Source organism: Bradyrhizobium xenonodulans, from assembly GCF_027594865.1.
GTDB lineage: Bacteria > Pseudomonadota > Alphaproteobacteria > Rhizobiales > Xanthobacteraceae > Bradyrhizobium > Bradyrhizobium xenonodulans.
In genome coordinates, this window is sequence record NZ_CP089391.1 from 5140600 (window position 1) to 5161737 (window position 21138).

General features: G+C 65.0%; 19 protein-coding genes. 13 read left to right on the plus strand and 6 right to left on the minus strand.

Going from position 1 to position 21138, the window contains the following annotated elements:
* The first annotated feature begins 169 nt into the window (after window positions 1–169).
* From I3J27_RS24545 to I3J27_RS24555, 3 genes are all read left to right on the plus strand, one after another.
* Window positions 170–1540, plus strand: coding sequence for a sensor histidine kinase (locus I3J27_RS24545; protein WP_270161104.1), 1371 nt, complete (start codon window positions 170–172; stop codon window positions 1538–1540).
* A 7-nt stretch (window positions 1541–1547) separates the two neighbouring features.
* Window positions 1548–2198, plus strand: coding sequence for a response regulator (locus tag I3J27_RS24550; RefSeq protein WP_270161108.1), 651 nt, complete (start codon window positions 1548–1550; stop codon window positions 2196–2198).
* Between the two features lie 109 nt (window positions 2199–2307).
* Window positions 2308–2616, plus strand: coding sequence for a hypothetical protein (locus I3J27_RS24555; protein WP_270161114.1), 309 nt, complete (start codon window positions 2308–2310; stop codon window positions 2614–2616).
* A 25-nt stretch (window positions 2617–2641) separates the two neighbouring features.
* Here I3J27_RS24555 and I3J27_RS24560 read toward each other — a convergent pair whose 3' ends face one another.
* The gene (locus I3J27_RS24560; RefSeq protein ID WP_270161117.1) at window positions 2642–3229 is read right to left on the minus strand and encodes a TetR/AcrR family transcriptional regulator; all 588 of its coding nucleotides are present in this window, start codon (window positions 3227–3229) and stop codon (window positions 2642–2644) included.
* A 585-nt stretch (window positions 3230–3814) separates the two neighbouring features.
* Here I3J27_RS24560 and purB point away from each other — a divergent pair.
* Both purB and I3J27_RS24570 read left to right on the plus strand, forming a co-directional pair.
* A complete protein-coding gene (gene purB, locus I3J27_RS24565) occupies window positions 3815–5122 on the plus strand; it encodes an adenylosuccinate lyase (RefSeq protein ID WP_270161119.1) in 1308 nt (435 codons plus the stop codon).
* Window positions 5123–5262: 140 nt separating this feature from the next.
* Window positions 5263–6435 carry a M20 aminoacylase family protein gene (locus I3J27_RS24570; RefSeq protein ID WP_270161121.1) on the plus strand — a complete coding sequence of 391 codons (1173 nt, stop codon included), beginning with the start codon at window positions 5263–5265 and terminating at the stop codon, window positions 6433–6435.
* Between the two features lie 147 nt (window positions 6436–6582).
* Here the strand turns inward: I3J27_RS24570 and I3J27_RS24575 are convergent, their stop codons facing one another.
* Together I3J27_RS24575 and I3J27_RS24580 are read right to left on the minus strand one after the other, a co-directional pair.
* Window positions 6583–8436, minus strand: coding sequence for a caspase family protein (locus tag I3J27_RS24575; protein ID WP_370691862.1), 1854 nt, complete (start codon window positions 8434–8436; stop codon window positions 6583–6585).
* 164 nt (window positions 8437–8600) lie between these two features.
* On the minus strand, window positions 8601–10508 hold the full coding sequence (locus I3J27_RS24580; protein ID WP_270161131.1) for an acyl-CoA synthetase: 1908 nt from the start codon (window positions 10506–10508) through the stop codon (window positions 8601–8603).
* 249 nt (window positions 10509–10757) lie between these two features.
* Between I3J27_RS24580 and I3J27_RS24585 the strand changes: the two genes are divergently transcribed.
* From I3J27_RS24585 to I3J27_RS24620, 8 genes are all read left to right on the plus strand, one after another.
* Entirely contained in the window at window positions 10758–11840 is a 1083-nt protein-coding gene (locus tag I3J27_RS24585; protein WP_270161136.1) for a SecDF P1 head subdomain-containing protein, read from the plus strand.
* 264 nt (window positions 11841–12104) lie between these two features.
* Complete coding sequence (locus tag I3J27_RS24590) at window positions 12105–12911, plus strand: Crp/Fnr family transcriptional regulator (protein WP_270161138.1); 807 nt, start codon at window positions 12105–12107, stop codon at window positions 12909–12911.
* A gap of 142 nt (window positions 12912–13053) precedes the next feature.
* Window positions 13054–13851 (plus strand): glutamate racemase, encoded by a 798-nt coding sequence (gene murI, locus I3J27_RS24595; RefSeq protein ID WP_270161144.1) that lies wholly within the window; start codon window positions 13054–13056, stop codon window positions 13849–13851.
* A 61-nt stretch (window positions 13852–13912) separates the two neighbouring features.
* Window positions 13913–14686, plus strand: coding sequence for an HpcH/HpaI aldolase family protein (locus tag I3J27_RS24600; protein ID WP_270161147.1), 774 nt, complete (start codon window positions 13913–13915; stop codon window positions 14684–14686).
* 70 nt (window positions 14687–14756) lie between these two features.
* On the plus strand, window positions 14757–15140 hold the full coding sequence (locus I3J27_RS24605; protein ID WP_270161153.1) for a cupin domain-containing protein: 384 nt from the start codon (window positions 14757–14759) through the stop codon (window positions 15138–15140).
* A 105-nt stretch (window positions 15141–15245) separates the two neighbouring features.
* Window positions 15246–16013 (plus strand): acyltransferase, encoded by a 768-nt coding sequence (locus tag I3J27_RS24610; protein ID WP_270161156.1) that lies wholly within the window; start codon window positions 15246–15248, stop codon window positions 16011–16013.
* Window positions 16014–16212: 199 nt separating this feature from the next.
* Window positions 16213–16830 (plus strand): 30S ribosomal protein S4, encoded by a 618-nt coding sequence (rpsD, locus tag I3J27_RS24615; protein ID WP_270161158.1) that lies wholly within the window; start codon window positions 16213–16215, stop codon window positions 16828–16830.
* Between the two features lie 88 nt (window positions 16831–16918).
* On the plus strand, window positions 16919–17986 hold the full coding sequence (locus I3J27_RS24620; protein WP_270161165.1) for a threonine aldolase family protein: 1068 nt from the start codon (window positions 16919–16921) through the stop codon (window positions 17984–17986).
* Here the strand turns inward: I3J27_RS24620 and I3J27_RS24625 are convergent, their stop codons facing one another.
* The 3 genes from I3J27_RS24625 to I3J27_RS24635 are packed head-to-tail and all read right to left on the minus strand — an operon-like array spanning window position 17987 to window position 21138.
* Window positions 17987–19252: a serine hydrolase domain-containing protein gene (locus I3J27_RS24625; protein WP_270161167.1), complete on the minus strand. Its 1266-nt coding sequence runs from the start codon at window positions 19250–19252 to the stop codon at window positions 17987–17989.
* 1 nt (window position 19253) lies between these two features.
* Complete coding sequence (locus I3J27_RS24630; RefSeq protein ID WP_270161173.1) at window positions 19254–20540, minus strand: serine hydrolase domain-containing protein; 1287 nt, start codon at window positions 20538–20540, stop codon at window positions 19254–19256.
* A 46-nt stretch (window positions 20541–20586) separates the two neighbouring features.
* Window positions 20587–21138, minus strand: a complete 552-nt coding sequence (locus I3J27_RS24635; protein ID WP_270161176.1) for an O-acetyl-ADP-ribose deacetylase — start codon at window positions 21136–21138, stop codon at window positions 20587–20589.

The following is a 21138-nucleotide window of genomic DNA, read 5'->3' on the forward strand; positions in this document are numbered from 1 at the left end:
TTGCAACGATTCCTCGCCCATTAGATCAAAGCCGCCGCGCCGGGTCCAAAGAGCCATGCCCAATCCGGCTTGGGAAATTTGCCCGAGCTGCAATCCGGCCCAACCCTTGCAATTGGCAAGCCGCGGCGGCGTTGTTAGGCTGAGCCTATCAAACGTCGGGGATGATCGCATGCGCCTCGTGCTCCAGCTTGTCGCCCGTCTGCTTCTGATCGTCGTGCTGTGCCTTGGCGCGGCGACCGTGTGGGCCACGTTCGATGCCTATCGCAGCGTCGATCGGGCGACTGCGGCCTCGGCGCAGCGGGTCGCCCAGGCGCTCCAGGCGCTGTACTGGCACGAGTTCTTGTTGCGCAGCAGCAGAACGCGGGAGCAACTCTTGCCGGTTCCGGAGTGGCGCACGCTGGAGACGATGAAGCTGATCTCGCCCGGCGTCTGCGTCGAGTTCCAGCCAGCCATCGCATTCGAAAAGCCGCTCTGCGGCCAGAATCAGGGCATCGGCAGGACGCCGCCGCACTGGTTCAGCGCGATCGTACCGATCTTCCTCGGCAGCCACGCCGAGGTGATCAGGCCGGTCAGTCCCCGCGCGGCAGCCGCCGGAACGGTCGTCGCGACGCCGGATGCTGCAGCGGCCATCTCGCTTGCCTGGGAGTATCTCCTCAACGTGGTCGATGTCGCGCTGCTGATGGCGGCGGCGATCTCGCTGCTGGCTTCGCTTGCGATCGCGCATGCGCTGGCGCCGGCCCGCACCATCGTCACCGCGCTCCAGCGCATGGCGCGCGGGCAATATCGCACCAAACTGCCGCGCTTCCGCTCGATGGAGCTGGCGATGATCGGCAACGCCGTGGGCGAGCTCGGCGGCCGGCTCGAGGAAGCGACCGAGCAGCGCGCGGCGCTGACACGGCGCCTGATCGAGATCCGCGATGACGAACGCCGCGCGCTCGCCCGCGAGCTGCACGACGAGTTCGGCCAGAATCTCTCCGCCATCCTCGCCTTCGCCAACACGATTGAGATGGCGAGCGCGAAAGAGGGCAAAGATAACGGCATCGCGCAGGACGCGCGCTTGATCTCGCAGGCCACCCATTATCTGATGGCTTCGCTGCGCGATGCGCTGAAGCGGCTGCGCAATCCCCTGCCCGAGGAGCTCGGGCTGGAGGCGAGCCTCGTCAATCTGGTGGACAGCTGGCGCTCGCAGAGCGCCGCGCAGCCGACCATCCGGCTCGATCTCAAGGGCGACCTCACCGACATCAGCGGCCCGGCCGCCACCACGGCCTATCGTGTGGCCCAGGAATGCCTGACCAACGCACTGCGCCACAGCTCGGCGCGCGAGATTTCCTTGCGCATCGAGCGGCGCGCCGGTGACGACGACGCGCTCCTGATCCGCGTCGAGGACGACGGCGGCGGCGATGCGGAACGCGTCGCGCGCTCGGCCGGCTTCGGCCTCACCGGCATCCGCGAGCGTGTCGCGGCGGCCGGCGGATCCTTGTCGATTCTATCAGCCAATCGCGGCCTCAGCGTCGCCGCTACCATTCCGCTCGCCGCATGAGGCCGCTATGAGCGAGGTTGCGGCATCAGGCATCTCCGTGCTGCTGGTCGACGACCATCCGATCGTGCGACAAGGCTACCGGCGGGTGCTGGAAAGCCAGGGTGATCTCCATGTCGTGGCGGAAGCCGACAACGCCGCGGACGCCTACGGCGCCTTCAAGGCGCACGACCCCGATGTGGTGGTGCTCGATATCTCGATGCCCGGCGCGAGCGGGTTGGAAGCCATCCGCAACATCCGCGCGCGCAATCCGCGGGCGCGCATTCTCGTCTTCACCATGCACAACGAGGCAGTGCTGGTGAAGGCAGCGTTCGGCGCCGGCGCCTCCGGCTTCGTCACCAAGAGCAGCGAGCCCTCCGCGGTCGTGACCGCGGTCCGCAGCGTCGCCCGCGGCGAGCGCGCCATGAGCGACGACATCGCGCATATTCTGGCCGAGGACAGCCTGTCGGCAGGCTCGGTGCTGGATCAACTGGGCGAGCGCGAGATCGAGATTTTACGCCAGTTCGCCGGCGGCGCGACCACCGAGCAGATCGCGGCGCATCTCAATCTCAGCGTCAAGACGGTGCAGAACTATCACTACCTCATCAAGACCAAGACCGGCGCCCGCACGGACGCACAGCTGGTGCGGCTGGCGGCGAGTTGCGGGCTGACGCGGATTTAGCAGCAGAGCTGCCGTACTGCCTTGGTCCCTGGAATCTTCTTAATCTGCTGAACGAAATTGGAACGGAGACCATCCCGCTCCGGTTAGTTTCGCAGTGAAGGAGTAGGTCATGAGTAAGGGTCATCACAACGCAGTCGACCATCCCCCGATCATCACGGTAGGCGAGCTCATTGACGAACTCTGCCGCCTCCCAGACACCGCGGTCGTCCACTTTCGCTGCCCCATGCTCGATCTGGAGCTAACCTTCTACCACCTGCGCAAGCGGTCAAAAGACGCCGTCGAGATCGCGGTCAATGCCTATCCGGGAAGTCCCTCGGTCGTGCCACCCTCCGACCCGGCCTTGCCCGCGCGGACACGCTCAACGTCCTCGCCACCGGCCCACAATGGCGCCGCTCTTCACAAGGCAAAAGGTCCATAAGCGCGCGTTGAACAGGTGGGGCGGTCTATCCCGCCTTCAGCCCGCGCAGCACCAGCGCCAGCGTCGCATCGACGCGCGCCGGCAGATCGGCATCCTTCCACTCGTCGGCATGGGCCGGATGGTGGAAGCGGACGGTGGCATCGAAGATCGCGCGCGAGGTGGTTTTGACGTCGTCGACAGCGAATACGCCCTGCTTCACGCCGTCGGCCAGGATCCCCGCGATCTGGTCGATCATGGTGTCCTTGTGGCACTTCACGGCCGCACAGGCCTCGCGCGCCAGCGTCAGATAGGTCTCGAACATCTCGGGATCGTCGAGCACGCGCGAACGCTTGGCGGCGAACAGCGTTCGCAGCCAGCGATCGAGCCTGTCAGGCGCCGGCCCCTGCTCCTTGGCGATCGCCAGGAGCGGCGCATCGATGCGGTCCAGCCAGCGTTTGGCGACGGCCTCGCGCAGCGAGGCCTTGCTCGGGAAATGGCGATAGACGCTGCCGTGGCTCACATCGAGCGCACGGGCAACGTCAACCACGGTGGCCTTGGCAAGTCCGTAGCGCCGCAAGACGTCCTCGGTGACTTCGAGGATTCGCTCCGGCGTCAGGATAACGGCTTCATTCATGCCAGCACCTTGTTCCCGTTCAGGGTTCACCCGGCGATAGGGCTGCTTCCGAAGCGCCCGTACCGGTCGTTTCGGAAAGCCTATGCCTTAATGAGGCAGTTTTGCAGCCTGCGCCGCGATCTGGCGCGCCACCAGCAAATTGAGCCAATGCCCAATCGCCCCGGTCAGATTGATGATTTCGGTCGTCATTGTCCTAAGTCTCCATTCGTCCGCGGTCCCCTCTCTTCAATTTCGGCCCTCGATCCGCATTTGTTTCGGATGTCGGGCTCTCCGGGGGTAGCCGTGGGGCGCCCAATCGGAGCGTCCGAGAACGGATATACACGTCCCGCTGACAGATTTCAATATCTGTCAGTCAATGATCCGTGATTGACAGGTAATTTCTGTAGGCGTCCTCCCTGTGTGCGGCGTCCGGGCTGGGCCGGGACGGGCCGGTGGATAGCTCCGCTATCCCTCTCTGGTCGGCGCCCGGATCGTTTGTTTCGCCCTGTCCGCTCTGGTAAATCACGGCGTAAAAAGCATTTTGGCAGGTCACGTCCCCCTTGGACCATCCTTTGGGGCCGCCCGCCCACCTCCTGGAGCCGTGCAATGATCCCCCGCTATACCCGCCCGGAAATGGCCTCGATCTGGGAGCCGCAGACCCGGTTCAAGATCTGGTTCGAGATCGAGGCGCATGCGGCGGACGCCCTCGCCGAGCTCGGGACCATCCCCAAGGAAGCCGCCAAGACGGTCTGGGCCAAGGCCAAGGACGCCACCTTCGACGTCGCCCGCATCGACGAGATCGAGCGCGAGACCAAGCACGACGTCATCGCCTTCCTCACCCACCTCGCCGAGATCGTCGGCCCCGAGGCGCGTTTCGTGCACCAGGGCATGACCTCGTCCGATGTGCTCGACACCTGCCTCAACGTCCAGCTCACACGCGCCGCCGACCTGCTGCTCGCCGATATCGACAAGGTGCTGGCGGCGCTGAAGAAGCGCGCCTTCGAGCACAAGATGACGCCGACCATTGGCCGCAGCCACGGCATCCACGCCGAGCCCGTCACCTTCGGCCTCAAGCTGGCTTATGCCTATGCCGAATTCACCCGCGCAAAAGAACGCCTGATCGCGGCCCGCAAGGAGGTCGCAACCTGCGCCATCTCCGGCGCCGTCGGCACCTTCGCGCAGATCGATCCGCGCGTCGAAGCGCATGTCGCGAAAGCCATGGGTCTCGTCCCCGAGCCGATCTCCACCCAGGTCATCCCGCGCGACCGCCACGCGATGTATTTCTCGACCCTCGGCGTGATCGCCGCCTCGGTCGAGCGCATCGCGGTGGAAATCCGCCACATGCAGCGCACCGAGGTGCTGGAGGCCGAAGAGTTCTTCTCGGAGGGGCAGAAGGGCTCGTCCGCGATGCCGCACAAGCGCAATCCGGTGCTGTCGGAAAACCTCACCGGCCTCTCCCGCATGGTGCGCGCCTATGTGACGCCGGCGCTGGAGAACGTCGTGCTCTGGCACGAGCGCGACATCTCGCACTCCTCCGCCGAGCGCATGATGGGCCCCGATGCCACCGTGACGCTGGACTTCGCGCTGGTGCGCCTCGCCGGCCTGATCGACAAGCTGCTGGTGTACCCCGCCAACATGCAGAAGAACCTCGACCGCCTCGGCGGCCTCGTGCACTCGCAGCGCGTGCTGCTGGCGCTGACGCAGAAGGGCGCGAGCCGCGAGGATTCCTACAAGCTGGTGCAGCGCAACGCCATGCCGGTCTGGCGCGGCGAAGGCGACTTCCTCCAGCTCCTGAAGAAGGACGCTGAGGTGAAGAAATATCTCAGCGATGCCGAGATCGAGGAGCAGTTCGACCTCGGCTATCACCTCAAGCACGTCGACACGATCTTCAAGCGCGTGTTTGGGGAATCGTAGGATCGCAGGGTGGGTTAGCCTTGCGGCTGCGCGAAGCGCAGTCCGCTGGGCGCATCCCACCTCTTTCGCGTCCATGGAGACAAACAGTGGTGGGGTACGCTACGCTAACCCACCCTGCGAACAAGAAACGGATCCCCCTCATGCCCATCGTCAACCGCGTTGCCGCCCTCTCCGACGAAATGGCCGCCTGGCGCCATGATTTCCACGAGAACCCGGAGCTGCAATACGAGGTCCATCGCACCGCCGGCATCGTCGCCGACAAACTGCGCGAGTTCGGCTGCGACGAGGTGGTGACGGGCATCGGCCGCACCGGTGTGGTCGGTGTGATCCGCGGCCGCAAATCCGCCTCCGGCAAGACCATTGGGCTCCGCGCCGACATGGACGCGCTGCCGATCATGGAAACCTCGGGCGTGCCTTATGCGTCCAAGGTCCCCGGCAAGATGCACGCCTGCGGCCATGACGGTCACACCGCCATGCTGCTGGGCGCGGCCAAATATCTTGCCGAGACGCGCAATTTCGACGGCACCGCGATCATGATCTTCCAGCCCGCCGAGGAAGGCGGTGGCGGCGGCAAGGCCATGGTCGAGGACGGGCTGATGACGCGCTGGAACATCCAGGAGGTCTACGGCATGCACAACATGCCGGGTCTGCCCGAAGGCCATTTCGCGACCACGCCCGGCGCGATGCTCGCCTCCTCCGACAACGTCCAGATCACGGTGCACGGCAAGGGCGGCCATGCCGGCGCTGGTCCGCACAAATCCGTCGACAGCGTGCTGATCGGCTCGCAGATCGTCAACGCATTGCAGTCGATCGTCGCGCGCAACGTCGATCCGCTGAAGTCCGCCGTCATCTCGATCACGCAATTCCACTCCGGCACGGCCTTCAACATCATCCCGGAAGTGGCCGAGCTCGGCGGCACCGTGCGCACGCTCGATCCTGAGGTGCGCGATCTCGTCGAGCGCCGCATCGGCGAGGTCGCCGACAGCGTCGCCCGCGCCTATGGCGGCTCGGCCGAGACCAAGTACACGCGGATGTATCCGGTGACGATGAACCATGCGCGCGAAGCCGGCCTTGCCGCCGACGTCGCCCGCGACATCGTCGGCACCGAGCGCGTCAACGACAAGTTCATTCCGATGATGGGCGCCGAGGACTTCTCGTTCATGCTGGAGGCGCGCCCCGGCGCGATGATCCTGGTCGGCATGGGCGACGGCAACGAGTGCCACCATCCGGCCTATGTCTTCAACGACAACATCCTCGGCCACGGCGCATCATATTGGGTGCGGCTGGTCGAAACGCGGATGCCGGCGGGTTAGCGTCGGGCCGTGACAATGTCGTAGCCCCGACCGAGCGCAGCGATAGTCGGGGACGAGAGGAAGCGTCAAGACGACGCGAGGATTACCCTTGCGCTCGACTTGACGATCTGGCCCTTAGAGAAATGGGCTGCCGAGGGCACTTACAGTTCAGTTGCAGACCTCGACCATGCTGCTACCGCCGCCGCTCGCCATGCCAGCATTCCTGTTGCCCCAGCCTTCGAGCCGACAACCCTGCCGGACCGGACGGCACCCCGCACTGTTGCAATAGATCTGGCCTGTGGCCTGCGGCTTCGACGGCGCGGACTCGCTCTTCTTCCGGTCATCGTCTCGCTGTCTGGAATCCTCGCGCGTCGCAACCGGCTTCTTCTCTTGCACCTTCTCGCATTCGTTGTCGTCCCCGACGCGATAGCCGGCGCGGCAGGTGATCTTCACGCATTGATCGCCGTCGGCCTTGAAGCCGAAATTGCACACGAGCGGGCACACCCGTCCGGGCTTCGCCTTCAGCGCGTCGAGTGCGTCGACGCTTGCAAGCTTTGCATCGAACTGGGTGCCGGCGTATTTGTTGAACAGCGTCAGCGAACGCTGCGACGCTGCGTTCCAGTCACCCTCGCTGCCGGCCGACAGGCAGCCGACGCGGCGCAATTCGCTCTGCACGGATTTTGTCAGATCGGCTGCCGACAACGTGGACGCCGGTGCGGGCGAGAGAGCCGCGACCTTCTTCTCGGGCTCCGGCATCTGCCGATCAGCGGGGGGCTTTGCGCCCTGCTCCGCTTTCTCTGCGGCCTGCCTGGCAGCGAGTTCGGCCTTGGCCTTCTCTGCCGCCTGCTTTTCGGCCTGCGCCTTCTCGGCCGCCGCCTCGGCCACCTTGCGCTGCCGTTCGGCCGCATCAGCCCGCGCCTGCTCGATCTGCTTCTGCTTCTCGGCCGCGATCCGCGCCTCCTCGGCGGCCTTGGCCGCGGCGGCCGCCTTCTCCTGCTCGGCCTTCTGGGCGCGCTCGGCAATGAGCCGCGCCTTTTCCAGTTCGGCCGCCTTGGCCTTTTGCTCGGCCGAAGCGCGCGTCTCTTCGGCGCCGATCTTGTTCAACTGGCCTTTGGCGAGGTTCGCGTAGAAGCCTTCCGGATAGGCCGCCAGGAACGCTTCCCAGCCGTCGCGCGTGGCAAGCTGAAGCGCGAGCTCGTAATCCCTGCGAATGGCATCCTGCGGGTTGGCCTGCGGACCGGTGGCGGCCGGCTTGACCACGACCAACGGCACATCGTCGCCGCCGAGCGAGCCATAGACATAAGGCTCCTGCTTGTAACCGGTCGCCTTGAGCACGTCGTCGCGCACGAAGCCGAAGGCCTTGCGCAGATCAAGGCCCGGCTTCGGCAGGTGCTCGACCAGCGCGGTGGCAAACGGGCTGTTTCGGGAATCTCCGTCGGAGGCCGTCGACCCCGCCTTCGCGGCGAAGGCGATCATGGTGTTGGGACTGGTCGGCTCGACCTTCGCCAGGCCGCGTCCGATCGCACGCGAGGCCAGCGTGCGCTTCATGGTCTTTGAGAAGGGATTGTCGCGGCAGGCGTCGAGAATGATGAGGCGAAGCTGCTTGGCCGGCTCGACCGCGAACAGCGCACGCTCAACCGGGATGGTCTCGTCGAGCACGTCACCGTCCGTCTCCAGCGTTGCGTCGGTCGGTATGAGATAGTTGGTGCCGTCGAGCTCGATGCCGTGGCCGGCGTAATAGATCACCGCCATTTCCGCATCGCGCGTTCTGCCGGCAAACTCGCGCAGCATGCGTCGCATCTCGCTCGCGCTGAGATCCAGCCTGACGTCGACGGAATCGAAACCGGCCTTCTTGAACATGCCGCCGACCAGCGTGGCGTCGTTCACGGGATTGCCGAGCTTCGGTGCGCTCTTGTAAGCGGAATTGCCAATGACGAGCGCGACCCGCCGGTCGGCATGCGCCGGTCCGCAGGCAAGGCCAATCGCAAAAATCAGCAAAGCAAAAAGTCGAAACGGAATCACTTGCGTCCCCCAGGATGCAATTCCACGAGACTATTCGGTAGCGTCGCCGATTGCCAACTCTTCCTATGTGATTTCGATCACATAGGGCTCCTCGAACGGGGGTAAGGATAATGCGACGAAGCGTCGCCCTGCTTTCGGACAGACGCCGAAGCGGGTTAAGTCCGCTACATCTGCACCACCTCGTGGCGCATCACGAACGGTGCAAGCAGCGCGTGCACCTCGCTCGCGACCTGCTCGCGCCGATCCGCCGGCAGACCGGCAAGCGTCACGGTCGCGATCGAACCGTGGCTGCCGTGGGCACCGACCTTCACCTTGCAGTCGATGCCGCGTTCGGCGAGCGGCGCCAGCACCTTGGTGAACACGCGTTGCGCGGCGTCCCAGCGAAGCTGCGGCTTGAACACCTTGCCGACGCCCGTCACCGGCATCGGGTCGATCGGAATGACCTGCACCGGAACGGCGGCGCGCTCCGGCGTCCGCTCCCGCACCCAGGACTCGAGCTCGCCCGGCTCGACGGTCGCGCCCGGCTTCAGCTGCACGTAACCCACAGGCAGTTCGCCGGCATAGGCATCGGGCTGGCCGACCACCGCAGCGAAGCCGACCGCGGGATGGCGGAACATGATCTCCTCGATCGGCGCCGGATCGATATTGTGGCCGCCGCGGATCACGAGGTCCTTGGCGCGGCCCGTGATCCAGAGATAGCCGTCGGCGTCCAGCCGGCCGAGATCGCCGGAATTGACCCAGACCTCGTCGACGAAGGCGCCCTTGTTGTGCTCGTCGTTGAGATAGCCGCCGAACACGCCGGGCCCGGCCATGATGACGACGCCGATCTCGTCAGGCACGCAGTCGCGGATCAGGCGGCCGCCGGCGTCGAGCTGCACGATGCGCACGCGCGCGTAAGGCATGGGAAGGCCGACCGAGCCGAGCCGGATCGGCCGCGACGGATAGGCCAGCGTGTGCACGCTCGAGGTCTCGGTCATGCCGTAGACCTCGACCACCGGAAGCTTCAGCTTCTCCTGGATCGCCGAGCCAACCGCGACCGGAATCGCCGAGCCGCCGCCGGCGGCATATTTCAGGCTGGAGATGTCGGCATTGCCCGGCGGCACCGCGAGGGTCGCCGCGAGCACCGTCGGCACGCTCGATAGCGCCTCGGGCTTGAAGCGCTCGACCAGCCCCCAGATGTTCTTGACCGAATTCGGATTGCGCCAGCCGCTCGGCGACAGCACGACCAGCGAGCCGCCGCTCGAGAGCGTCAGCAGCACCTGCGTCAACGATCCGCCGACGTGAAACAGCGGCATGCCGAACAGCAAATTCGAGCCCGGCTTCGGCCTCAGCAGCAGATTGAGCGCCCAGGCCTGATAGACCTGGTTGGCGTGGGTGTGCCGCACCAGTTTTGGCGTACCGGTGGTGCCGCCGGTGTGGAAATAGGCGGCGATGTCGCTACCCGAAATCTTGCGTCCGCTGACGAGCCGGTCGGAAGGCTGCTGCCTGATCAGGTCGCTGAAGGCAAAGATGCCGTTCGCGGGGTCGCCGCCGCCGAACACCTGCACGATCGCCTTGAGCTGCTTGAGCTGCGGGCGGATCTGCTCGACCTTCTGCCAGATGTCGGTGCCGGGCATCGGCCCGAGCGCGACCAGGATCTTGGTGTTCGCGGCTTCCAGGATCTCCGCGATCTGGTGCGGCTCCAGCAGCGGATTGACGGGATTGGCGATGCCGGCGGCCTCGGCGCCGAGCAGCGTCACGAAGGCATCCGGCACCAGCGGCAGCATGAAGCTGACGACGTCGCCCTTCTCGACACCGAGCGCGTGAAACATGTTGGCGGCCTGCGTGACGCGCGCGATCAGATCGCGATACGTCACCACGACCGGCGTGTCGGCCGAATCGGCATTTTGCAGGAACTGGATCGCCGCCCCGTCGGGATTGCGCGCAGCACCGAGCCTGACAGCGTCATAGGTGCTCTCGGCCGCGACGCGATCGGCGTAAGGGACCTGCTCGAAGGCCCGGACCTGCGCGTCCGTCAAAAGCTCCGGATACTCGCTGCCGATGAACCGATCGAGCGCGTGGATGCCCGCCATGGAATTCCGTCCTCCCTCAGATGCATTTCCCCGCCCCCTTGTCTTTTGACTTTTTGGGGTGGCAGGACCTCGACCAATGGCCGGTCGAGCGAGGACAGAATGATGGATGATCGGGCGTTCGTCCATGGCCTAACGGCTACGCCCGCAGCACCGGCGTTCGAGGTCATTGAACCTTGGCGACCGCTCTGGGGACCAAGAGCAGGTATTGGATTCGCCTGCCAGCGCCCTGCCGCAAGACTTGAGGTGATCATGACTATGCCCATGCGGGACCGCGCCACACGACTGATCGGCGCACTCGCGATGGCAGCGGCGCTCGCCCTTCCCTGCACGGCGCTTGCCGGAGACAGCCAGTTCGACAAGATGCGCGCCAAGCTCGCGGCCTTCGTCGGCGACAAGATGGAGAAGCTCGGCGGCTCGCGCATCGTCTACAAAGTCGACACCGACGGCTTGCGCGAGAGCGTCGTCACGGATTTGCGCGACGAGGTCTACAAGACCCTGCGCGAGGGCAAGATCGCCTTCTCCGGTCTTGCGATCCGCGACGGCGGCGTCGAATTGAAGATCACGGATGCCCGGGGTCGCGAGCAGCTCGCGCGCAAGCTCGCATCGGCCGCGGAGGGATTGCCGTCGCATGCGCTTAACCTGTCCGACGGCGGCGACGGACTGGTCAGGCTTGCGCCGACCGATGCCGCGTCGGCGGCACGGTTGCGCGAACTCGTCGAAGATTCCATCGCCATGATCGAGCAGCGACTGAAGGACGCCGGCATCAAGCTCGCCAGTGTCCAGCCGGATGGCTCGGACCGCATCCGCATCTTCCTGCCTGAAGTGATGGAGCCCGAGCGCGTCACCGCGGTCTTTGCCAGGAAGGTCAAGGTCAGCTTCCGACTGGTGGATCTTTCGATGTCGGGCGAGCAGGCGCAATCCGGCACGCCGCCTGCGGGCAGCGAAGTCCTGTTCGGCTTCAAGGACAAGCTCCCCTATCTGGTCGCCAAGGACAGCGCGCTGGACGGCGATGACATCAGCTATGCAGGCCCCGGCTTTGCGGGAGGCACGAAGGAGCCGATCGCCTCGTTCCGCTTCGATGGCCGCGGCACGCGGCGTTTCGCCCACGTCACCGAAGAGAACGTCGGAAAACCCTTCGCCATCGTGCTCGAGGGCAAGGTGATCTCCGCCCCTGTGATCCGCGAGCCCATCACCGGGGGCTCCGGTCAGATCTCCGGCAATTTCACGCTGGAGGAGGCAAACAGCGTCGCCATGATGCTGCGCGCCGGGTCGCTCCCCGGCCACCTCACCCTCGTCGAGCAGCAGGTCGTGCAGCCCGCCGCCAAGCCCTGAGGCGGGATCGCCCCGCGGCCCCGCATCGTCGGGCGCCGGATCCATCCAAGTCCGCCAGAGCCCGCACCCGGCGCCCCGAATCACGGACCGCGCCACCGCCATACGCGCAACCAACGGGCAATTGCCGAAACGCCCGATCAGGCTAAAATTTGCCTCTTGCGGCACGGCGGCCGAAGGCCTCATTTCAGGCGGCCGTCATTCGATTTCGGCTATACGTGTCGAGCATACCGACCAGGACTGAAGGCCTTACGCGGGGTTAGTACCATGCCGTCCGGCAGCGCAGACATTTCGTCGATCCTCGACCGCATTCTCGATGCGGCGACGGACAACCTCAGGATCGCAAAGATCCTGGTCCAGATGGGCCTCGATCCGAACAACGTCACCTACGACGCGATCTTCAATCGGTTGCTGGAAATCTTCGTCCAGAACATCACGCTTGCCAATTTGTTCGCTACGATCGGCGCTGGCTTCTTCGTCGCCACCCTCCTGATGCGGACGATGGTGCCCCTGCGCGTCGCCAACATGATCGGCTGCGCGTTCTTCGCCATCTTCGGCGCGCTCTCCGCCAACGTCTCGACGTTCCTGCTCTATCTTCTGATGCTCCCGATCAACGCCTTGCGCCTGCGGCAGATGCTCAAGCTGGTGAAGAAGGCGCGCCATGCGGCCGAAGGCGACATGTCGATCGAGTGGCTGAAGCCGTTCATGACCGAACGCAAATATCGCCGCGGCGACACGCTCTTCAAGCTGGGCGATCCGGCCAAGGAGATGCTCCTCACCGTCACCGGCAAGTTCCTGGTCAAGGAGATCAACATCGAGATCCTGCCGGGCGCACTGATGGGCGAACTGGGCTTCCTCACACCGGACAACCGGCGCACCGGCACGATCGAGTGCATCGAAGACGGACAGGTGCTGACGATCACCTATGACCGGCTGCTCGAGATCTACTTCCAGGATCCGCAGTTCGGCTACTACTTCCTCGTGCTGACCAGCCAGCGCCTGCTGCAAAACATCGACCGCTTGCAGAAGCAGCTCGCCACGGAGCGGGGGGCCACCACGAACAGGATCGCGTGATCAGTTGCGCGACACCCCGGGTTTTTGCGGATATGTCCCCATCGGCAACGCATTCAATCCTTCCAAATCGGCTCCAGGCAGCATCCGCCGCAAAACCGCCCTAAAAACCGAATGGTAACCATGGCGCCCTTAAGGTAGCGACGTGACCTATTCCCCGACCATCCTGGTATTCGATTCCGGCCTTGGCGGCCTCACCGTGCTGCGTGAGGTCGTGGCCGCACGCCCGGATGCGCATTACGTCTACGTCGCCGACGACGCTTTCTTCCCCTACGGCCACCATGGCGAGGACGAGATCGTCGCTCGCGTCGTGCCGCTGATGGGGGAGCTGATCGGCACCCATGATCCTGACCTCGTCGTCATCGCCTGCAACACGGCCTCCACCCTGGTCCTGTCGCACTTGCGCGCCGCTTATTCCGTGCCCTTCGTCGGCACCGTCCCGGCGATCAAGCCGGCCTGCGCGCAGTCGAAGACCCGTCGCGTCTCGGTGCTGGGCACCAAGGGCACGGTGAAGCGGGAATACACCAAGGCGCTGATCCGCGACTTCGCGCTGGGCTGCGAGGTGACGCTGGTGGGATCGCCCGAGCTCGCCTCGCTCGCCGAAGCTGAGCTCAGCGGCTCTTCCATCAGCGACGGCGATATTCTCGCCGAGCTCGCCCCCTGCTTCGTCGGCGATGCCGCGGACGCGACGTCGCGCACCGATACGATCGTGCTCGCCTGCACGCATTATCCGCTGCTGCTCGACCGGATGAAAAAGCTCGCGCCCTGGCCGGTCGCATGGATCGACCCGGCACCCGCCATTGCCCGCCGCGTCTCCGACCTGCTCGGCGCACCCACCTACGGCATCGCGCAGTCCGGCGCCGAGATGATTTTTACCTCGAACCGCGTGCATGGCCTCAGCGCCGCGCTGACGCCATTCTTCGGCGGCCGCGCGCTGGCCTGACTTTCCGAGGTAACGGCGCGCTGCTAGGCTTCGCCGTCGCCATCTCGTGCAAGGTCATCCCATGTCAGTCCCGGCAACGCCGCTCAATCGTCTCCGCCAATTGTGGAGCGAGGGCCGCCCCGCCTTCGGCGCGATCGCGACCATCCCGAGCGTGCAGATGGTGCAGATCATGGCACGCTCGCTCGACTGGATCATCGTCGATCTCGAGCATGGTCCGATTGGACTCACCGAAGCACACGCGATGATCGCGGCCACCACCGGCACGCCGTGCACGCCTCTGGTGCGGATCGCGGCGAACGAGCCGTGGCTTGCGAAAGCGCCGATGGACATCGGCGCCTTCGGCATCAATTTCCCGATGATCACCAATCGCACTGAAGCCGAGAAGGCGGTGCGCAGCGTGCGCTATCCGCCGCGCGGAGATCGTCTCTGGGGCCCGTTCCACGCGCCATTCCGCTGGGGCCAGTCGATGCCGGACTACATGGCCTCAGCCGACGACGAGATGATCTGCATGGTCACCATCGAGCATGTCGAGGCCGTCAACCGCATCGACGAGATCATGGCCACACCGGGCATCGACGTTGCGGTGATCGGCCCCGGCGATCTCGCCACGTCCATCAACAAGCGCGGCCAGATGGACGATCCGGAATTGCTGGAGCTGATCGCCCGCGCCGAAGCCGGCATCCTCAAAAGCGGCGTGCCGATCGGCGGCGTCGCGCGCACCGCCGACCAGGCCAACGCCCTGATCGACCGCGGCTACCGCGCCATCGCGCTCGGCTTCGACTGGTCGCTCTTCCAGCGCGGCATCATGGCCGCGTTCCAGGGCATCAGGCGCTGAGCAAACGTATTGCCACCTTGCCGGGAACCGCGGCGCTGCTAGGGTCTGGCCGTTCCAGGGAGGAAAAACCATGCTCAAAAAGACTTTGCTCGCTCTCGTTTTCACGGGCGTTGCCGCCGCGGCCTTCGCCCAGCAGACCGGCATCAAGCGCACCCCGCTTCAGAAGGTCGAGTTTCCCGACGGCTACAACACCATCACCGCCATCGCGGAAATTCCGGCGGGCGGCGCAGCCGGACGCCATACCCATCCTGGAATTGAAACGGGCTACGTCCTGGAAGGCGAGCTGAATCTGCTCGTCGACGGGCAGCCGGAGAAAACCCTGAAAGCTGGCGATTCCTATCAAATCCCGGCAGGCGTCGTGCACGACGCCAAGGTCCACGGCGATAAGGCTATGAAAGTGCTGGGAGTTTACGTCGTCGACAAGACCAAGCCGCTGGCCTCCCCGGCGCCCTGATGCGGCGAACCGACCGCTCCTCAGCGGGTTGGTTCATGCTAGAGCAGGCGGCGAGCGGAAACCCGCTTGCTGCCCATATTTTCATCCTCGGGAACCGAAAGAGCGATGCGCGGAACGCCCAAGACCATTTCGCTGCGGCGCCGCCTGATCTGCGACCTCATGCGCGCGTCGATGGACGTGCCGTTCGTCTCGCTCTCCCGTTCGCTCAATATCCGCCCTCTGCTGGAGGCCCGCGCCGGCGCGATGGCGCCTGCGGGCTGGGCCGCGATGTTCGTCAAGGCCTTCGCTGTGGTGGCCAAGGACGAGCCGGTCCTGCGCACGGTCTACGCCAAATGGCCCTGGCCGATGCTCTACGAACTACCGAACAGCGTGGCCTCGGTCGCCATCGCCCGGGTCGAGGCCGGCGAGGAATGCGTGATGCCGCAGCGAATCGCGGCTCCTGAGGCCATGACGCTGGCCGCGGTGGACGCCGAGATCCGGCGTGCCAAGACGGCGCCGATCGACGACGTCCCGATGTTCCGCAAGATCATGCGGGCGACCCGCCTGCCCCTGCCGCTGCGGCGCCTGTCCTGGGCGATCGGCCTGAATTTCGGCCGCCAGCGCGGCAACTGGTTCGGCAGCTTCGCCGTGAGCTCGGTAGCCGCCTATGGCGGTGGCGAGCTCCACCCCATCACGCCCGGCCCCTATATCGTCAGCTATGGGGTGGTCGAGGGCGACCAGACCATCCATGTGGTCATCCGCTGGGACCACCGGGTCACCGACGCTGCCCCCATTGCCCGGGTCCTGACCCGGCTGGAACAGGTCCTGAACACTGAAATCGCTGCCGAATTACGGGCGGCGGGGTCGAAGCCGATCCGGGCGGTCGGGACCTGATTCCGGGGTCATTCGCATTGACAGCGAACCCCAAACTCCCCTAAAAGCCGCCTGCTCGCGGGCCGATTTCGGCCCGCGAAGCGTTTCGCGACCCGTGGTCCAATCCCTTCAAGCTTTGGGGATCGGACCTGTCAGTGCCGGGCTAGCCCGTCACACAGGAGGGCGCGTTTCCTCAAACCATGTACCTGAAGAGGACGCGATGACTAAGCGCAGTGAGGCGAAGTACAAACTCGATCGCCGTATGGGCCAGAACATCTGGGGCCGCCCGAAGAGCCCCGTGAACCGCCGCGAGTACGGCCCCGGCCAGCACGGCCAGCGCCGCAAGGGCAAGCTCTCCGACTTCGGCGTGCAGCTGCGCGCCAAGCAGAAGCTGAAGGGCTACTACGCCAACATCAGCGAGCGTCAGTTCCACGGCATCTATGTCGAGGCCAGCCGCCTCAAGGGTGACACCGGCGAGAACCTGATCGGCCTGCTCGAGCGTCGTCTCGACGCGGTCGTGTACCGCGCCAAGTTCGTCTCGACGATCTTCGCCGCCCGCCAGTTCATCAACCACGGCCACATCAAGGTGAACGGCCGCAAGGTCAACATCTCGAGCTACCAGCTCAAGGTCGGCGACGTGATCGAGGTCAAGGAAGCCTCCAAGCAGCTCGCCCACGTGCTCGAAGCCAGCCAGCTTCCCGAGCGCGACACCCCCGACTATCTCGAAGTCGACCACGGCAAGATGACCGCGAAATACGTGCGCATCCCCGCCCTCTCCGACGTGCCGTTCCCGGTGCAGATGGAGCCCCATCTGGTCGTCGAATTCTATTCGCGCTAAGATCTGAATATCGAAAGGCCCCGGTTCGCCGGGGCCTTTTTGCTTAAGAGCCACATTTCAGTGGCCGCAATGCCTGAGGAGCCGTCGCATGCTCTACACCCCTCCCCCGATCGATCCCAAGGCGCCGCCGGTGCGCATCAATCTGCTGTCGGACACGCAGACCAGGCCAACGGCTGCGATGCGCGAGGCGATGGCGCGGGCGGAGGTCGGCGACGAGCAGGTCGGCGATGATCCGACCGTGAATGCGCTGTGCGAACGCGTCGCGGAGCTGCTCGGCAAGGAAGCCGCGGTCTACATGCCCTCGGGCACGATGTGCAACGTCACCGCGACGCTGGTGCATTGCCGCCCCGGCGACGAGATTTTGGCGCATGAGACCGCGCACATCATCGCCCGCGAAGGCGGCGCGCATGCCGCGATCGGCGGCTTCCAGGTGACGCAACTCAAGGGCCCCGACGGCCAGTTCACGCCGGAGACATTCCGGAGAGCCTTGCATCCGCGCACGCGCTACCAGCCGCCGCAGACGGTCGTCAGCGTCGAGCAGACCGCCAATATCGGCGGCGGCACGATCTGGAAGAAAGCGGCGCTCGACGAGATCGTGACGATCGCCAAGCAGCACGGCCTCATCACCCACATGGACGGCGCGCGCCTGCTCAACGCCACCGTGGCGAGCGGCATCTCACCGCGCGACATGACCGCGGGGTGGGATTCCGCCTGGATCGATTTCTCCAAGGGCCTGGGCGCGCCGATCGGCGGCGTGCTCGCGGGCACGCGGGCCTTCATCGACGCGGTTTGGCAGTGGAAGCAGCGCCTCGGCGGCTCGATGCGGCAGGCCGGAATCTGCGCGGCCGCCTGCATCTACGCGCTCGACCATCACGTCGATCGCCTCGCCGACGACCACGCCAATGCGCGCGCGCTTGCCCGCGGGCTGTCGCAGATCGCGGGCATCGAGGTGCAGGAGCCCGAGACCAATCTGGTATTCTTCAAGCCCGACGGCGCCGGCATTGCCGGCGACAAGATGGTCGCCGCACTGCGCCAGCGCGGCGTGACGCTCGCGATGATGGACGGCCGCATTCGCGCCTGCACCCATCTCGACGTCGATGCGAGCCAGATCGAAGAGACGATCGGCTACGTCAGAGAGATCGTGCGCGGGACGTAGTTACCGCCCCATCGCCTGATAGATCAGCGTCTTCAGCGCCAGCTGAATCCGGCCGCGCTGCGACGGGGTCTGCACCATGAAGATCCCGAACAGATCGTCTTCGGGATCGATGAAGAAGAACGTGCCGCCGACGCCGTCCCAGCGATATTCGCCGAGTGGCCAGGATGTCCCTGGCGGCACCGACGTGCGCACGGCAAAGCCGAGGCCGAAGCCGGAGCTGCTGCCCGGATAGTAGTTCTGGTCGCGCGTGATTTTGGTCTCGGGCCCGATGTGATCCGACGCCATCAGCGCGATGGTCTCGGGCTTGAGATAGCGCCGGCCGTCATAGCTGCCGCCATTGAGCAGCATCTGCGAGAAGCGGGCATAGTCACTGATCGTGCCGACCATGCCGCCGCCGCCCGACTCCCATTTCAGTGGTTTCCTGATATCGCGGACCTGCGTCATCGGGCTGATCGCGCGATCAGTCGGCATCGGCTCGGCGATGCGCGGCCATTTGGCGGGATCGGCAACATAGTACGCCGTGTCCGTCATCCCGAGTGGATCGAGCAGCCGCTCCTTCGCGAACTCGAACAGCGTCTTTTCCGAGATCACCTCGATGATGCGGCCGAGCACGTCGGTGGAGTGACCGTAATCCCAGATCGTGCCGGGCTGTTCGGCCAGCGGCAGCGCGGTGATCTTCGCGACGAGTTCGGCGTTGGTCGAATCCTTGTTGTTGAAAAGACCCGCGTCGGCATAGAGCTTGTTCAGCAGGCCCCCGCCATAATAGCCGTAGGGCAGCCCGGCGGTGTGGCGCATCAAATCCTCGATCGTCACGGGACGATTGAGCGGCTCCAGCACCAGCGAGACCTTGCCGTCCTCGGCCTTGGTCTCGACGCCGACCTTCATCCCGGCAAAGGCCGGAATGTATTTCGAGACGGGATGGTCGAGCGAAAGCTTGCCCTCCTCGACCAGCATCATCGCCAAGACTGACGTGACCGGCTTCGACATCGAATAGAGCCGGAAGATCGTGTCCGCGCTCATCGAGATCTCGGTCGCGACATCGCGGACACCGAAATTCTCGTAATAGGCGGGCTTGCCGTGCTGCTGGAGCAGCAGGATCGCGCCCGGAAACGTGCCGGCGGCAATCTCCTTCCGGATGTAGTCGGAAACCTTTGCCAGGCCCTCGGGCCAGAAACTGCGCGCGGCGCGCCCTTCCGAGCCCGCCGTCGCACCGACGACACCGAACAGAAGAACGAGCGCCACGATCATCTCGCGGCGCCCGAACATGTCACTTCTCCATGGCTTCATAAACCAACTGCTTCAATGTCCGTTGCACGCGCTGGCGCTCGGTCGGGGTCTGTTCCAGCAGCACGAAGAACATGTCCTGCTTGGGGTCGATCACGAAATAACAGCCGGAGGCGCCGTCCCACTTCAATTCGCCGAGATCGCCGGGCGGCGGCGGCTTTGCGTTGCCGGGATCAGTGCGGACCGCAAGGCCAAGGCCGAAGCCAAAACCGTCGCCGGGGAAGTAGAAATAGTCGCGATCGACGCCGGATTTCGGACCGATCTGGTCGGTCGCCATCAGCTTGAACGTCTCGGGCTTGAGGATGGTCTTGCCGCCGAAACTGCCGCCGTGGAGCAGCATCTGCGCAAAGCGCTGATAGTCGGCCATGGTCGTGACCATGCCGCCGCTGGCGAACTGGATCTTCTTGACGACCGTCGGATCGTTGATCCGGCCGACCCGGAAATCGCTGTCGTTCGGCACCGGCTGCGCCAGAAGCTTCTGCTTCTCGGGGTCCGTGACGAAGAAGCCGGTATCGACCATGCCGAGCGGATCGAGCAGCTTCTCCCGCATGATGTCGATCAGCGGCTTGCCCGCCGCGACCTCCATGACGCGCGCGAGGATGTCGGTGGAATGGCCGTATTGCCACAGCGCGCCCGGCTGGTTGTGCAGCGGCAGTTTGGCGATGCGCTCGGCAAACTCGGCGAGGTCGAAATCACCGTCATAGATCTTGGCATCGCGATAGGCCTTGCGAACCAGGCTGTCGCCGTAGAAGCCATAGGTGACGCCCGAGGTGTGGGTCATCAGATCGTGCACCGTCATCGGCCGGTTCGGCGGCACCAGCTCGAGCGACTTGCTGCCGTCCTCGGCCTTCTTCTCGACGCCGACCTTCACATTGGCGAATGACGGAATGTATTTCGAGACGGGATCATCGAGCTTGATCTTGCCGTCCTCGACCAATTGCATCGCGACGACCGAGGTGATCGCCTTGGTCATCGAGAACAAGCGGAAGATCGTCTTGTCCGTGATCGGCGCCTTGCTGACCGCATCCTGCACGCCGAAGGCTTCGCGGAACACCGGCTGGCCGTGCTGCTTGATCAGCACGGTCGCGCCGGCGATCTTGCCGGTCGCGACCTCGTTCTTGAAGAACTCGCTGATCTTGCCGAGCTTGTCCTGATTGAAATGCGCGCCGGCCGGAATCTCGTAGGTTCCTTCCGCACGCGCGAGTGACATCGCGCCAAGCGATAGAAGCGCGCCGCAGGCGAGCGCACGCAGTCCAGACTGTGAAATCATATCCCCTCCCCGGAACATGGCCCGGCGGAGTGTACCGGCCGCGCCATCAGGCACAAGGGCTGCCGTAGCGCGCCAAAACGTCCGTGTGGAGCGCGGCGCTGGCGTCCGAAAAACAACAGAATATGACATGGCCGACCGAAGGCGCAGCCGGCAGGGCGTCAATGGTCGTATGGATCGCAATATTTGCCGCCCGGTCGGCGGGAAAGCGGAAAATGCCGGTCGATATCGCGGGAAATGCCACTGATGTCAGCTTGTGCTTCCCGCACAGCTCCATCGAACGGCGATAACAGGAGGCGAGCAGATCGTCCTCGCCGAGGGTGCCGCCGTTCCAGACCGGCCCGACGGTGTGGATTACATGGGCGGCCTTGAGCCGGTAGCCCTTGGTGATCTTGGCATCGCCGGTTTTGCAGCCGTGGAGCATACGGCATTCGGCGACCAGATCGGGCCCGGCGGCCCGATGGATCGCGCCATCGACGCCGCCCCCGCCAAGGAGCGACGAGTTCGCGGCGTTGACGATCGCGTCAACGCCGAGTGTCGTGATGTCGGCAACGATGACCTCGAGATCGACACCGCCGATCCGGCGCGTCAGCCGGGTCAT